We start from the raw sequence: 14,220 nt of genomic DNA, 5'->3' as shown, positions 1-14,220 counted from the left end.
CTTTGCCTTTACAGATATCGTGCCGCTTGCAACCCCAGGGATCATGCGCAAAGCACCAAAATGGCTGCTTGATCCGCTGGGGCCTTTGTCGATTCCACCCGCTTATGCGCTGAGTATTGCACCGTGGATGCTCCGGTTCTGGCGGGCCAGTTGGCGGGATCGTTATGCTGCCTCACTGTCCGCACAAGCCGCGCTGATGAACCACAGCCGCGCCGCGCTGGAGCGCCAGATCGCGTATGTTGACGGCGAGGCGCTGATGCAGCGCGAAGGCCAGTTGCAGTTGTTCGAGAATGAGAGCGAATTCCGTGCCAGCCTGCCCACCTGGGACCTGCGCAAGGACCATGGCATTCCGTTTGATCTTTTGGACAGTCCGGATGCAATTGCCGAGATTCAACCCGGACTGAACCGGCGATTCACCCATGCGGGTTTTACCCCGACATGGATGAATACCGTCGATCCGGCCCGCTGGACCAAGCATCTGGCGGAACAGTTCATCGCGCGCGGTGGGCAGGTTAAGATCGCAGGGATCACGGCACTGATACCAACCGATGACGGCGTGCGTCTCGTCACCGTCAACGGTGACATTTCGGCAGGTCAGGTGATTGTCGCCGCCGGAGCCTGGTCACACCAACTGGCCAAATCCCTAGGGGATCATATCCCGCTAGAGACCGAGCGGGGTTATAACACGACCCTGCCCGAAGGCGCTTTTGACCTGCGCACGCATCTGACCTTTGGGGGGCAAGGGTTTGTGGTGACCCGGATCAACGGCGGTGTGCGCATCGGTGGCGCGGTCGAACTGGGTGGATTGAAGCTGGCCCCGAATTACCGGCGTGCTGACACGTTGCTGGCCAAGGCCGGGCGCTTCATGCCAGACCTTAACCTAGAGGGCGGCACGCAATGGATGGGCTTTCGCCCGTCACTGCCCGACAGCCTGCCAGTGATTGACCGATCTTCGCGCGCACCAAAGGTGATTTATGCCTTTGGCCATGGTCATCTGGGGCTGACCCAATCCGCAGGCACGGCCGAACTGGTGGCCGATCTGGTCACTGACGCCAAGCCGGTGCTCGATATGTCACCTTTCGCATCCACACGCTTCTAATCTGGAGAACACCTTATGAAAATCACCGGGCTGAACGTATATCAGGTGAATCTGCCGCTGAAAGAAGGCCGCTATAGCTGGTCCAACGGCAATTTTGTCGAAGTGTTTGACAGCACCGTTTTGGAAATCATCACGGATGAGGGGTTGAAAGGCTATGCCGAATGCTGCCCGCTTGGCTCGGCCTATCTGCCGTCTTTCGCGCTCGGCGTCCGGGCCGGGCTGGCAGAGCTGGCCCCGCATTTGATCGGGCAGGACCCACTGAATATCGGTCAGATCAACCGCACGATGGATGCGGCCTTGCGGGGTCATCCTTATGCCAAGGCCCCGGTGGATATTGCCTGCTGGGATCTGCTGGGCAAGGCCACGGAACAGCCGCTTTACACCTTGCTGGGGGGCGCGGCGCAGGACGATGTGGTGCTTTATCGCGCGATCAGTCAGGAAGCACCCGAGATCATGGCCAAAAAGATCGAAGGCTATGCCGCCGAAGGCTACACCAAGTTTCAGCTCAAGGTGGGTGGCGAGGCCAATGACGACATTGACCGTATCCACGCCACCCGCGCCGTTCTGAAAAAGACGGACCTGCTGGTAGCGGACGCCAATACCGGCTGGACCCGGCACGAGGCCGCCCGCGTGGTGGGAGCGATTTCGGGTCTGGATGTCTATGTGGAACAGCCTTGCCTGACGTATGAGGAATGCGTGTCGATCCGCCGCCGCACCGCGTTGCCTTTCGTGATGGACGAGGTGATCGACACCCCCAACACGCTGGTCCGCGGCATTGCCGAAGACGCGATGGATGTGATCAACCTCAAGATCTCGAAAGTCGGAGGGTTGACCAAAGCCCGCCTTATGCGTGACCTCTGCGTGGCGCACGGCATCCCCATGACGATCGAAGACACCTGGGGTGGCGACATTACCACTGCGGCGATTGCACATCTGGCCCGTTCAACGCCGTCCGAGTTCACATTCTCTGCCACGGATTTCAATTCCTACGGCACGGTGGACATTGCCGAGGGTGCGCCAAAGCGTGTCAACGGCCGGATGACCGCACCCGCCCGTCCGGGTCTGGGCGTTACACCGATTTTCGACGCTCTGGGCGAGCCTGTCGCACAATATTGAGAGATCCGATGCGGAGCAGCAAAACCGTTCATGTCATTTCAGCCCATGCAGAAGGCGAAGTAGGGGATGTTATCGTTGGGGGTGTCGCCCCGCCACCGGGCGATACCTTGTGGGAACAGCGCAGCTTTGTCGCGGGCGACCAGACGCTGCGCAACTTCGTTCTGAACGAACCTCGGGGCGGTGTTTTCCGTCATGTCAATCTTCTGGTGCCCCCGAAACACCCCAAGGCCGACGCGGCCTTTATCATTATGGAACCCGAAGACACGCCACCCATGTCCGGTTCGAACTCGATCTGTGTTTCAACCGTATTGCTGGATGGCGGAATCATTCCGATGCAGGAACCCGAAACTCATATGGTGCTTGAGGCCCCAGGCGGGCTGGTTCGTGTACGGGCGGAATGCAGCGGTGGAAAAGCGCAACGCATTTTCGTGCAGAACCTGCCCAGCTTTGCCGACAAACTGTCCGTCCCGCTTGAGTTACCCGGATTGGATACGATCATGGTTGATACCGCCTATGGGGGTGACAGTTTTGTCGTGGTCGATGCACAGGCATTGGGATTCGAGATTGTCGAACACGAGGCCCGTGACATCGCCCGATTGGGGGTGAAGATCACCAATGCAGCCAATGAACAGCTTGGGTTTTCGCATCCTGAAAACCCGGATTGGGACCACATTTCATTTTGTGCTTTCTGCGGCCCGATCAGCCAGACCGAGACCGGATTAACTGGCAAATCTGCCGTCGCAATCCAACCGGGCAAAGTTGATAGATCGCCCACGGGTACAGCGGTTTCCGCACGCATGGCGCTGATGGCTGCAAAGGGGTTGATGTCGCCGGGTCAGACATTCGAGGCGGTCTCGATCATCGGATCACGGTTCACTGGCAGGATCGTCGATGCCACCGAGGTGGCGGGCCGTGCCGCGATTGTCCCCGAAATAAGTGGGCGCGGCTGGATCACCGGCATTCATCAACACATGCTTGACCCAGATGACCCCTGGCCTGGCGGGTATCGCTTGTCGGACACCTGGGGTGTCTGACTAAATAGTGCATTGACCGTGCCCGCTCTCAGGGAAAGGCGGTCACAGAAGGTTCCATTCGCACTTGGTCTTACCTCGCTGTCTCAGCAGGGTTGAAACAACATGGATATTGGATGCATTATTAAACGGAGTGTCCTTAATCAGCTTTCTAAGTGGTCGCGTCGCGGCTCAACTTGGAATAACCGCCGGTAACCGGTAGCTGTACCCAAACAAGTGGCAGGAAAAATATGGCAGGAAAGCGCGCAATAACCAAGCAAAGCCTACCAGATGTCATCGCGAACGATCTTCGTGAGCGGATACTGAATGGTGAACTTGCCGAAGGTGAAGCTATTCGCCAGGAAGCTCTGGCCGAGGAATACGACGTATCGCGGATGCCCATCCGCGAGGCCCTGAAGCGTCTGAACGCTGAAGGCCTGATTCAATGGGCCAATAATCGGGGCGGATCAGTCACCAAGCACTCCCTGAATGAAATCGGAGAGATATTCGACCTTCGAATGCTTATTGAAGTCGATCTTTTCCGCAGAGCCATTCCGCAGATGACATCTGCCGACTTTGCGCGATGCAACGACATATTGACACAGATGGAAGCGTCTTATGACGAGAATGACGTCGGGAAGTGGGGGATCCTGAACTATCAATACCACTCCGCCCTTTACGCGGCATCGCAGAGGAAACTGACAAATGAATTGCTGGATCGCGTCAATCTGCAATCAGACCGCTATGTCCGAATGCATCTGAGCGTGATGAAGCAGCGGGAACCGGCGAAAAAAGAACATCGAGAGCTGTTGAAACTAGCGCAAGCAGGGAACGTCGACGAAGCCTGTGACATGCTGATGCGGCACATCCGGCGAACAAAGGAACAACTGCTGGAGATGATCGTGGCAAAACGCGCCATGGAGGAGACCTAACAGGGCGCTTGATTGCCCTCCTTAATTGGATACATTATCCATAACATTAGAATCGTAGATATGGAACATTCATGACCTGCTCCCCCCATGGTAAGCACCTCATCGCTGGAAATTGGCTTTCAGGTGACACGGTTTTTCAGTCACAGCCCGCTTTTGGATCTTCACACAGTTTTTCGGTGGGGCGTCTTCAGGATGTTGATGCAGCTGCGGAAGCTGCCGAAGAAGCGTTCTGGAGCTATGGTTTTTCGACCCGGGAAGACCGCGCGGCATTTCTGAATACCATAGCAGATGAGATCGAAGCCCGCGCCGAGGCGATTACTGCAATAGGCACGCAGGAAACCGGCCTGCCCGAGGCCCGTCTGCAAGGGGAGCGGGGTCGCACATCGGGTCAACTTCGCTTGTTTGCCACACATATTCTGAGCGGTGAGTATCTGGATCGGCGCCACGACGGCCCGTTGCCAGACCGCTCGCCGCTGCCGCGCCCGGATCTGAAAATGATTCAGCGCCCTATTGGCCCTGTCGCTGTATTCGGTGCTTCGAATTTCCCTTTGGCCTTTTCAACCGCAGGCGGCGACACCGCAGCCGCTTTGGCTGCTGGGTGCCCCGTTGTCGTAAAAGGGCACAGCGCTCACCCGGGTACCGGTGAGATCATAGCCGAGGCCATACATGCTGCCATCGAACGCTGCAAAATTCATCCCGGTGTTTTCAGTCTGATTCAGGGGGGTGACCGGACCGTAGGTTCCGCTTTGGTACAACACCCGCTGATCAGGGCTGTCGGATTCACTGGCTCATTGGCTGGTGGTCGGGCACTGTTCGATCTGTGTGCCGCGCGTCCTGAGCCAATCCCGTTTTTCGGTGAACTTGGCTCGGTCAACCCGATGTTCATTCTCGATGCTGCGCTGACGAACCGGGGCGACAACATTGCTCAGAACTGGGCGGGGTCGCTGACCATGGGCGCAGGTCAGTTCTGTACCAACCCCGGGGTCGCCGTTATGCTGGCGGGTGCAGCAGCGGACCGCTTCGCTGAGACCGCGCGAACCGCCCTGTCAAAGACACCCGCGCAGACCATGCTAACCGACGGCATCGCCGACGCTTATCGAGCTGGTCAGGCAAGGATCGCCAATACAACAGGTGTGCAGGAGGTTCTGACCTCGATGTGTGGCCAACGCACCGCGTCCCCGCACCTGTATCGCACCAATGCTGTGAACTGGCTGGCAAACGAAACCCTTGGTGAAGAGGTTTTTGGCCCGCTAGGCGTTATTGTGACCGCCGAAACGCCTGACGAAATGCAGGCCGTCGCACACAGCCTGCAAGGTCAGCTGACCTGTACACTGCATATGGATGATGCGGACATGGACACCGCGCGGTCCCTGATGCCGATCCTCGAGCGCAAGGCCGGGCGTGTGCTGGCCAATGGCTTTCCCACGGGCGTCGAGGTCTGCGACAGCATGGTGCATGGCGGCCCCTACCCCGCTTCGACCAATTTCGGTGCTACCTCGGTTGGCACATTGTCAATCCGGCGGTTCCTGAGACCAGTGTGTTACCAAAACATGCCAGACGCTTTGTTACCCGAACAATTCCTCTGATCCTTCAACAACACGCTGCAAAAGCATCAAGGCTCATCGCGAGAAAAGCGATGAGCCAAGTGCCCTATGCGCGAGTTTGACGGATACTGCGCTTTGGCCTGTTCAGTTGCTTTGCTAAACACCTGCCAGTTAGCCCCACTTACGGCTCTCTTTTCCATTGGTGTTAGCATGTTGTTCATACTTACTGACCATGGCGGAGACCATCGCCCACATATCCGTAAGTGTTTAAGCTGGTAAACGCGGATCAAAAAACAACTTGCTACAAATACACACCATAATGCATAAATATTGCTAGCATTTTAGAGCATTTGAATAAGAATAACACGTTTCTGGGGGCAAAAATCGAGCTTGGCGCGCTTCGCGCTTACTTAGACCCGTCGGGGGAAGGGGCTCTGGTTTGACTTGGTTAAAGATTGTGTTGGTTGTATTTGTTGTCGCGCTCATGCCGGCGCAGGCCCTTGCCAACATCGGAACAGTTATCAGCGCCAAGCAAGGCGCTCAGATCATTCGCGCCGGAAACACTCAGCCTGTCATTTCAGGAATGGACGTTGAATCAGGCGATACGATATCTACAGATCACAGCGGTTTGGTACAGATCGTATTTGTGGATGAAACAAAAATTGCCGTTGGCCCCAATGCGCATATGGTGTTGGACGTGACTATGCTGCGCGGCAATCGAAAGGCCAAAAGCTTTGCCGTGCAGGCCTTGGGTGGCAGCTTTCGATTCATTTCCGGCAAAAGCCGAAAAGGTGCATATTCGATCAAGACACCGACTGCGACTATGGCAGTTCGTGGCACAACTTTCGACATGTGGGTCGTATCACAAACCCAGAGTGCAATGCTTGTCCTGCACGGAACGGTTCAAATGTGCAGTGCACAGGGGTCTTGCAGGTCCACAGGCCGCGTATGCAGCATGTATGCCACCAGTGGAGGCGGGACAGTCGGGCGGCCTGCTGATCAGGCGCAGTATGATCAGGCGCTGAAATCTGGTTTCCCATTTGTTCAGTCGCAGGAAGGCCTGCTGCCTCCATTGCAGGTGAGGGTTGAGGGGTGTTCTGGCGAAGGTGCACCCGTGCAGCAGGCCAAAGTCGACAGGGCCGACATTCGCAGAACTGCGCCGCAGCCGCGCGCAATCAGCGTCGCAGCACCGCCATCGCCCCCGTCACAACCAGAGCCGGAAGTAGAACCCGAACCGGAACCGGAAGAGCCTGAACCGGAACCAGAAGAGCCTGAACCGGAAGAACCGGAACAACAGGAGCCGGGAAACGAACTGGTCCAATAGCGCTTTTGACCAATTGGGCTTTGCCTCACTTTTTCGGAGAACGACGTGAGCAACGAGAAGCGCAAAACCAAGACAGGGAAATGGGCGTTCCGCCTTGTCGGATTGTGTCTGATCCTGGTGGGCTGTTTCATCCGGGTCATGGATCCCTATCCGGTGCGAATGGCCCGTCTGATCTATTTCGACGTTCTGCAAAGGTCATCTCCGCGAGAGTTCAATCCCGACCTTCCCATACGGGTTGTAGATATTGACGAAGCCTCTCTGGCCAATTGGGGGCAATGGCCCTGGCCCCGGACTCTGGTGGCGCAAATGGTTCAGAATCTGGGTGAATACGGTGCTGCGGCTATCGCATTTGATATGTTGTTCGCTGAGCCTGACCGGTTTTCCCCCTCACGGCTTCTGAACGATCCGTCTCTGGAAGGGGTTCTTACAGTTGAACGGCACGCTCAAAAGCTCGATAACGATGTCTTGCTTGGGATGGAAATCGCCTATTGGCCGGTCGTTCTTGGGACTGCCGCACGAATGTCGGCGGAAGGAAACCCCATCACTGCAAAAGCAGGTATCATTGAATTCGGTGAAAATCCCGCCGCGGGTCTAATTTCAGTTCCTCATTGGACGCCAATTGCGCCTCCGTTGGACCGGACCGCGGCAGGTATTGGTGGGGTCAACGTCTCGCCCATCGGGGGAACAGGTATCATGCGCCGCGTGCCGGTTCTTTGGCGCGGGCCGGATGGGTTGTTGCCGGGTCTGTCAATTGAAGCCCTGAGAGTTGCCTTGGGCGAGACCAATATTGTGGCCGAAGGTGCACAGGATGAAACAGGCATCATGTTGGCGGTTGAGGTCGGGGGATACCGGATACCAACAACAGAAAACGGCGAGATTTGGCTGAGATACAGGCGCGATGCGCCCGAGCTGTATATTTCGGCCAACGATATCCTCAAAGGCTCGGATGATGCGGACGTTCGGGCGGAAGTTGAGGGGCGGATCATACTGATCGGAACGTCGGCCGCCGGTTTATTCGATATGCACCAGACGGCGCTTGGCGAGAGCGTTCCCGGCGTTTCAATTCACGCCCAGGTGCTGGAACAGGTCCTGACCAACGAAATGCTAAGCCGCTCGGATGTGACCGCTGCGCAGGAAATGCTTGCCTTCGCCTTTCTCGGGCTTGTCGTGATTGCCGTCATGTCCAGTTTTGGTGCGGTTGCATCTTTCATTGCAGGCGGTGTCGCCGCTGCCGCCGTTCTGATATTGAGTTGGCTGGTCTTTCAAAACCAGTCGGTTTTGTTCGACGCCACATTTCCGCTTATCGGTGGCATGGCTAATTTCGGGCTGCTGGCAGGATATCTTTTCCTGTCTACCGAACGGGAAAAGCGCAAAATCCGAAAAGTCTTTTCTCATTACGTCGCCCCGGAGATCCTTGATGAGATGGAAGCCTCGGGACATCAGCTGCAATTGGGAGGTGAGACGCAGGATATCACAGTGATGTTCTCCGACATCCGGGGTTTTACACCTTTGTCTGAGTCCGCATCTGCCACCGAGCTGGTCTCGCTGCTGAATGCGCTTTTTTCCAGTATCGGCGACCAGATACTGGCTGAACGAGGAACCATCGACAAGTTTATCGGCGACGCTGTTATGGCGTTCTGGAACGCGCCTTTACCTGTCGCTGACCACCCGTGCCGGGCTGCATTAGCCGCGCTGAAGATGCGGCGCGCTTTGGCAGAGTTCAATGCATCCGACATCATGCGAAACCGCCCCCCTATCGCGCTGGCAACGGGGCTTGCGACCGGACAGGCCTGCGTCGGCAATATCGGCTCGCAGAAACGGTTCAACTATACGGTCATCGGTGACGTCGTGAATGTCTCAGCGCGGATCGAACAATGCTGTCGAACGGTCGACTACGACATCGTCGTTTCAAACGGCGTCCATGAAATCACGCATGGGAATCTGGCCATGTTAGAGGCCGGGCATGTTGATCTGAAAGGCAAAGCCAACCCGGAATCCGTCTTTGTTTTGGTGGGCGATCAGGCCCTGTTGCAAACAGCGGCGTTCCAGGAACTCAGGGTTGCACATGCAGAGCTGATTTTGGCGATCACAAATCGACACCCTAACAGCCTGGTCAATACCTTGTGCCAACAGTGCGAAAATCTGGCTGAAGACATCGAGCCCGGCTTGCGTCAGTTCTACAGGGCGCTGTCCGGTCGTGCCGCTGACTTCCGGTCGAACCTGCCATCCGGGCAATTCATGTTCACACGCCACAATCTTGGATAACCAGTCATGTTTTCCAGCGGTTGCACTCTTTGGGTCACGCTCACACCAGAACAAACTGGTGCAGAACGGGTCGAAAACTGCCGTTACTGTAATCTCTGTCCGTCATTCCCGAAGTAATATGCGCGGCTAGGATCAAACCCGAATTGTACATCGTCACCCGGGGCAATCGCGTACTGGCCAAACAACCGGACTGTGATTGGCACGTTGCTGGTTTGCAGAATGACATTGGTATCACCACCCAACTGTTCAACATGTGAAACGGTGCCGGCAATCGGTCCGCCGCTTTCCAAGCGGATGTCCTCCGGGCGCAGCCCAAGTTCACGCGCATCGCCCGGGGTCAGGCTGTCTGCGGGCAGAAAATTCATGGAAGGTGAACCAAGAAATCCGGCGACAAAGCGGTTTGCCGGGTTGTTGTACAGCTCCATCGGGGTGCCGACCTGTTCCACCCGTCCGTCGCGCAGCACCACAATCTTGTCGGCCAGTGTCATCGCTTCTGTCTGATCGTGCGTGACGTAGATCATCGAAGCCGAGAGTTGCCTGTGTAGATTTGCAATCTCAATCCGGGTGTTCATGCGCAAAGCGGCATCAAGATTGGACAGCGGCTCGTCGAACAGAAACAGCTTGGGTTGGCGCACGATGGCGCGACCGATGGCAACACGCTGGCGCTGCCCCCCCGACAGTTCGGATGGGTAGCGGTCAAGGTAGGGCTCCAACCCCAGCATCCGGCTCGCCTCGGCGACGCGCTCGTCGATCACGGTTTTCGGCTGGCGTTCCTGTTTCAGGGCAAGGGTCAGGTTGCCGCGTACATTCAGGTGTGGATAAAGCGCGTAGCTCTGGAACACCATGGCGATGCCGCGTTTCGAGGGCGGGGTCAGATTGACCTGCTCGCCCGCAATTCTGATCTCGCCCGATGTGGCGTCTTCAAGCCCTGCAATAACGCGCAGAAGAGTGGACTTTCCGCATCCGGAAGGGCCGACAAAAACCACAAACTCGCCGTCCTCAACCTCAAGACTGATGTCCTTCAGGACCTCTACATTGCCAAAAGATTTGTGAATGTTTTTCAGTGACAGGGCGGTCATTGGCTGGTCTCCTCAAGAGAAACGGGTTGGCCGGTGCGGATGCTTTGGTCAGCGGCCAGGCAGATTGCAAGGGATTGTACGGCGTCGGACATGTGGCGGGTCAGGTCGATATCCTCGGCGATGGCGCGCAGCATATAGGCTTGTTCAGCATCGCAGAGTTCCTGATGACCGGGCTCATCAGGCATGTCGATAGTCCGGTCGCCCTGCGGCGTGTGAACCAGAAGGCCACCAACCTTGGTATGACCATCGATGTCTGCTGACGCGCCCTTGTTTCCGTCGGTGATCGAAACAGACCCGTTGGGCGAAACGATGTCCTTCACGAAAAACGCAGTTTCGGACATCATCGGACCCCAGCCAGCCTCGTACCACCCGATCGAACCGTCATCGAACACCACCTGAAACTGGCCGTAATTGTACATGTCAGGCGCGATCTCATCCGACAGGCGCAGTCCCATGCCATGGACGCGAACAGGCTTTGCATCGGTGATCTGGCACATCACATCGACATAATGCACACCACAATCCACGATGGGTGACGTGGTCTGCATCAGGGCCTTGTGCGTCTCCCACTCAGGCCCTGAGGATTGTTGATTCAGGTTCAGACGGAACACATAGGGTCCACCCAGAGTGCGAGCCTCGGCGATCAGGCGCATCCAGGATGGGTGGTGGCGCAGGATATAGCCCACCACCAGCTTTCGGTTCAGCCGCGCCGCTGTTTCGACCACACGCCGCGCATCGACAACGTTGGTGGCGAGTGGTTTTTCGACAAACACATGGGCACCCGCCTCCATCGCAGCGCAGGCGTAATCCGCGTGACTGTCCGAATAAGTCGCGATAACAACCAGATCCGGTTTGGTTTCGGTCAGAGCGGCTTCAAAACTTGAATACACCGGATAGCGCGTCAGATCAGAGTGATCCACGCGGCCGGATCGGTTCACCAGCCCGACAATCTGCGCGTCCGGGTGATGGTGATGTGCCAGCGCATGGCTCAGCCCCATGTTCCCAAGGCCTGCGATCAGGACGCGAGTCATTTCACCGCTCCTGACGTGATGCCGCGGATAAGCTGTCGCGAGAAGATCACATAGAGGATCAGCACCGGCAGGATCGCCATTGAAAGGGCTGACAGGACCGCGTTCCAGTCTGTCACAAACTGACCGATGAAGACCTGGCTTCCCAGCGTCAGTGTCTTGGTCTCTTCCGCAGGAGCCAGAATCAGCGGGAACCATAGATCGTTCCAGATCGGGATCATGTTGAACACGGCAACCGTTGCCATTGCCGGACGCACCAGCGGCAACACAAGCCGAAAGAAGATTGTGTATTCACTAAGGCCGTCAATGCGGCCCGCATTCTTGAGGTCGTCACTCACCTGTTTCATGAACTCACTAAGGATGAACACCGCCAAGGGCAGGCCCTGCGCCGTATAGACAAGGATCAGCGCCCACAGGGTGTTCACCAGCCCGGTCGCGACCATCATTTCCAGGATGGCCACAGTGCCGATGCGGATCGGGATCATGATTCCAAGAGCCAGGTACAGACCCATAAGCATGTTGCCTTTGAACCGGTATTCACTCAGCGCATAAGCCGCCATTGCGCCAAACAGCAGGACCAATGTCAGGGATGCAACGGTCACAATCAGAGAGTTCTGGAAATATAGGAAGAAATCCCCCTGCTTCATCACTGTCTGATATCCGATCATCGAAAAACTGTCGGCATCGGGCAGCGCCAAAGGTTCGCGAAAGATCGCCTTGCGGGTCTTGAAGCTGTTGATCAGGATCACGAAAACCGGAAACAGTGCGATCAGCGTATAGAAGATCAGTGCACCGTGCATCGCGAAGGTGTTTAGCGGGTTGGAGCGGGCCTTGTTCATGTCATCTGCTCCTTACAGCTGGTACCGGCGCATCCGGGTCTGGATGCCGAAAAGGTAGACACAGACACCCAGTAGGATAATTGCAAACATCGCACCAGCAATGGCCGAACCCATATGCGGATCACCTAATTGCAGCTGGAAGCCAAAGAATGTGCGATACATGAAGGTGCCAAGAATATCGGTCGAGAAATCAGGCCCCGCCAGAGCACCCTGTGCAGCATAGATAAGATCGAAAGCGTTGAAATTGCCGACAAATGTCAGGATTGAGATGATCCCGATCGAGGGCAGGATCAGCGGCAGCTTGATCTTCCAGAAGGCGCTTGTACCGGTGATGCCATCCACTTCCCCGGCTTCCAGGATTTCTTCGGGGATCGACAGCAAGGCCGCGTAGATCAGCATCATAGGGATACCAACAAACTGCCAGACCGAAATCAGCGCCAGAGTGGTCAGAGCGTATTCCTCCTTCCCCAACCACGGCGCAAAGAGGGATTTCAGCCCAACCGCGTCCAGCATCGAAGGCGCGATGCCCCAGATGGGCGACAAGATCAATTTCCATGCAAACCCGACAATCACAAAGCTGAGGATTGTCGGAATGAAGATCGCCGACCGATAGAGCACCGCAAATCGCAGGCGCGGATGGCTGAGCAGTGCGGCCAGCGCGACGCCGATAGGGTTCTGCACCAGCATGTGAACCAGAAAGAACCAGAAATTGTTGCCCAGCGCATTCCAGAACTGTTCCGACCAGATCGGATCGAAAAACAGCGTTTGAAAGTTCTGCAGTCCAACAAATACGCGGCTCTGGTCGACCTCAGAGTAAAGGGCCAGACGGAGCGTATTGAACAGGGGAAAGATCATCACCGCTGTGTAGACAAGTACGGCTGGTGCCAGAAACACGACGATATGCCAGCGGATGCGGGGGCGGGTCATGGGGAGCGCTTTCAATGGAATGCTGGGCGTACCCGGGCAACTCATGCTGCCCGGGTATGGTTCAGCTTACTGATGTGGTGCGTACCACGAGGCGAGGCCTGTCTGCAGTTCTGCACCCAGCTCTTCGGGCGACTTGGCACCTTTGATCGCGGCAACGGATGCACCCCAGGTCTCATTCTCGAGGTTTGGTGTGCCGCGCGACAGGATTTGGTAGGTCGAGCGGATGGTCGATTCACATTCTTCACGCCAGCCGACGATCTCCTTGGCCAGCGGGTCCTGCAACTCGACCGGAGTGCTCGACAGCGGGAAGAACCCGGGCAAAGCGTTGCCGAAGATCTCAGCAAACTCAGGGCTTGCGACCCAGGTCAGGAATGTTTCAGCGGCTTCAGGATTCTTCGTAGCCGCGTTCATGCCGATGCCGATATCCGTATGGTCCGAGATATAGCAGGTGTCGCCCGCGTTCTGAACCGGAGGCTTGAAAGCTCCCATCTCGAAATCGGCTTGTGCGTTGAAGCCGGAAATCTCCCATGATCCCGCAGGATAGATGGCTGCGCGGCCCAAAGTGAAGATGTTCTGGCTGTCGGGATAGGTCTGTGCTTCGTAGCCATCACCCAGATACGCACCCCAGCGGGCCAGCGTTGCGTACGGGGCTGTCCAGGCTTCGTCGGTCAGCTTCTGTTCGCCTGCGATCAACGCCTGACGACCTTCTTCACCCTTCCAGTAGTTCGGCCCGATGTTATTGTAACCCATCGTGGCAGCTTCCCATTGGTCGTTGGTACCCATCGCCATTGGGATGTAAGTGCCGTCTTCCTTGATTTTGTCCAAGGCGGCAAAGAACTCGTCTTCCGTGGTCGGCACTTCGAGCCCCAACTCGGCAAAAGCGTCCTTGTTGTAGATGAAGCCGTGAATTACCGACGCCATCGGCACGCAGAAGCTGGCCGAACCGTCATCCGTCTGCCAGGCAGACTTTGCAACGTCCGAGAAGTTGTTCATCGCCTCGACCGAGGACAGATCGGTCAGGTGACCAGCCTCATAAAGCGCCAACGAAGCATCGAAG

The 14,220-nt window shown here is 56.7% G+C and carries 12 protein-coding genes; 7 read left to right on the top strand and 5 right to left on the bottom strand.

Annotation, left to right across the window (positions count from 1 at the left end):
* From AC2FNC_RS17605 to AC2FNC_RS17575, 7 genes are all read left to right on the top strand, one after another.
* A partial coding sequence (locus AC2FNC_RS17605; RefSeq protein ID WP_496716093.1) for an NAD(P)/FAD-dependent oxidoreductase occupies positions 1 to 1,099 on the top strand: 1,099 nt, incomplete at its 5' end.
* Positions 1,100 to 1,114: 15 nt separating this feature from the next.
* Positions 1,115 to 2,215, top strand: a complete 1,101-nt coding sequence (locus tag AC2FNC_RS17600) for a cis-3-hydroxy-L-proline dehydratase (protein ID WP_480520581.1) — start codon at positions 1,115 to 1,117, stop codon at positions 2,213 to 2,215.
* Positions 2,216 to 2,223: 8 nt separating this feature from the next.
* Entirely contained in the window at positions 2,224 to 3,249 is a 1,026-nt protein-coding gene (locus AC2FNC_RS17595; RefSeq protein ID WP_480520583.1) for a trans-3-hydroxy-L-proline dehydratase, read from the top strand.
* A 227-nt stretch (positions 3,250 to 3,476) separates the two neighbouring features.
* On the top strand, positions 3,477 to 4,157 hold the full coding sequence (locus tag AC2FNC_RS17590; RefSeq protein ID WP_480478132.1) for a GntR family transcriptional regulator: 681 nt from the start codon (positions 3,477 to 3,479) through the stop codon (positions 4,155 to 4,157).
* A 71-nt stretch (positions 4,158 to 4,228) separates the two neighbouring features.
* Positions 4,229 to 5,743 carry an aldehyde dehydrogenase (NADP(+)) gene (locus AC2FNC_RS17585; protein WP_480520585.1) on the top strand — a complete coding sequence of 505 codons (1,515 nt, stop codon included), beginning with the start codon at positions 4,229 to 4,231 and terminating at the stop codon, positions 5,741 to 5,743.
* Positions 5,744 to 6,140: 397 nt separating this feature from the next.
* Positions 6,141 to 7,025, top strand: coding sequence for a FecR family protein (locus tag AC2FNC_RS17580; protein ID WP_480623678.1), 885 nt, complete (start codon positions 6,141 to 6,143; stop codon positions 7,023 to 7,025).
* 45 nt (positions 7,026 to 7,070) lie between these two features.
* Positions 7,071 to 9,290 (top strand): CHASE2 domain-containing protein, encoded by a 2,220-nt coding sequence (locus AC2FNC_RS17575; RefSeq protein ID WP_480555192.1) that lies wholly within the window; start codon positions 7,071 to 7,073, stop codon positions 9,288 to 9,290.
* A gap of 83 nt (positions 9,291 to 9,373) precedes the next feature.
* Here AC2FNC_RS17575 and AC2FNC_RS17570 read toward each other — a convergent pair whose 3' ends face one another.
* The 5 genes from AC2FNC_RS17570 to AC2FNC_RS17550 all read right to left on the bottom strand — a co-directional run.
* The gene (locus AC2FNC_RS17570) at positions 9,374 to 10,369 is read right to left on the bottom strand and encodes an ABC transporter ATP-binding protein (protein WP_480606977.1); all 996 of its coding nucleotides are present in this window, start codon (positions 10,367 to 10,369) and stop codon (positions 9,374 to 9,376) included.
* Positions 10,366 to 11,400, bottom strand: coding sequence for a Gfo/Idh/MocA family protein (locus tag AC2FNC_RS17565; RefSeq protein ID WP_480520593.1), 1,035 nt, complete (start codon positions 11,398 to 11,400; stop codon positions 10,366 to 10,368). Before AC2FNC_RS17565 ends, AC2FNC_RS17570 begins: the two co-directional genes overlap by 4 nt.
* Positions 11,397 to 12,236: a carbohydrate ABC transporter permease gene (locus AC2FNC_RS17560; RefSeq protein WP_267366204.1), complete on the bottom strand. Its 840-nt coding sequence runs from the start codon at positions 12,234 to 12,236 to the stop codon at positions 11,397 to 11,399. Before AC2FNC_RS17560 ends, AC2FNC_RS17565 begins: the two co-directional genes overlap by 4 nt.
* 12 nt (positions 12,237 to 12,248) lie before the next feature.
* Positions 12,249 to 13,163: a carbohydrate ABC transporter permease gene (locus AC2FNC_RS17555; RefSeq protein WP_480520595.1), complete on the bottom strand. Its 915-nt coding sequence runs from the start codon at positions 13,161 to 13,163 to the stop codon at positions 12,249 to 12,251.
* A 66-nt stretch (positions 13,164 to 13,229) separates the two neighbouring features.
* The coding region (locus AC2FNC_RS17550; protein WP_496716090.1) for an ABC transporter substrate-binding protein at positions 13,230 to 14,220 on the bottom strand (991 nt) is incomplete at its 5' end.

The organism is Ruegeria sp. BHSA123 (assembly GCF_059613425.1).
Note: the sequence above shows the minus strand (reverse complement) of the source record. Positions and strands in the feature narration are given on the sequence as shown.

Bases quoted from the DNA above. Each gene is read 5' to 3' on its own strand.
- AC2FNC_RS17560 (WP_267366204.1), bottom strand. From the start codon at position 12,236: ATGAACAAGGCCCGCTCCAACCCGCTAAACACCTTCGCGATGCACGGT.
- AC2FNC_RS17570 (WP_480606977.1), bottom strand. From the start codon at position 10,369: ATGACCGCCCTGTCACTGAAAAACATTCACAAATCTTTTGGCAATGTA.
- AC2FNC_RS17585 (WP_480520585.1), top strand. From the start codon at position 4,229: ATGACCTGCTCCCCCCATGGTAAGCACCTCATCGCTGGAAATTGGCTT.
- AC2FNC_RS17600 (WP_480520581.1), top strand. From the start codon at position 1,115: ATGAAAATCACCGGGCTGAACGTATATCAGGTGAATCTGCCGCTGAAA.
- AC2FNC_RS17565 (WP_480520593.1), bottom strand. From the start codon at position 11,400: ATGACTCGCGTCCTGATCGCAGGCCTTGGGAACATGGGGCTGAGCCAT.
- AC2FNC_RS17595 (WP_480520583.1), top strand. From the start codon at position 2,224: ATGCGGAGCAGCAAAACCGTTCATGTCATTTCAGCCCATGCAGAAGGC.
- AC2FNC_RS17590 (WP_480478132.1), top strand. From the start codon at position 3,477: ATGGCAGGAAAGCGCGCAATAACCAAGCAAAGCCTACCAGATGTCATC.
- AC2FNC_RS17555 (WP_480520595.1), bottom strand. From the start codon at position 13,163: ATGACCCGCCCCCGCATCCGCTGGCATATCGTCGTGTTTCTGGCACCA.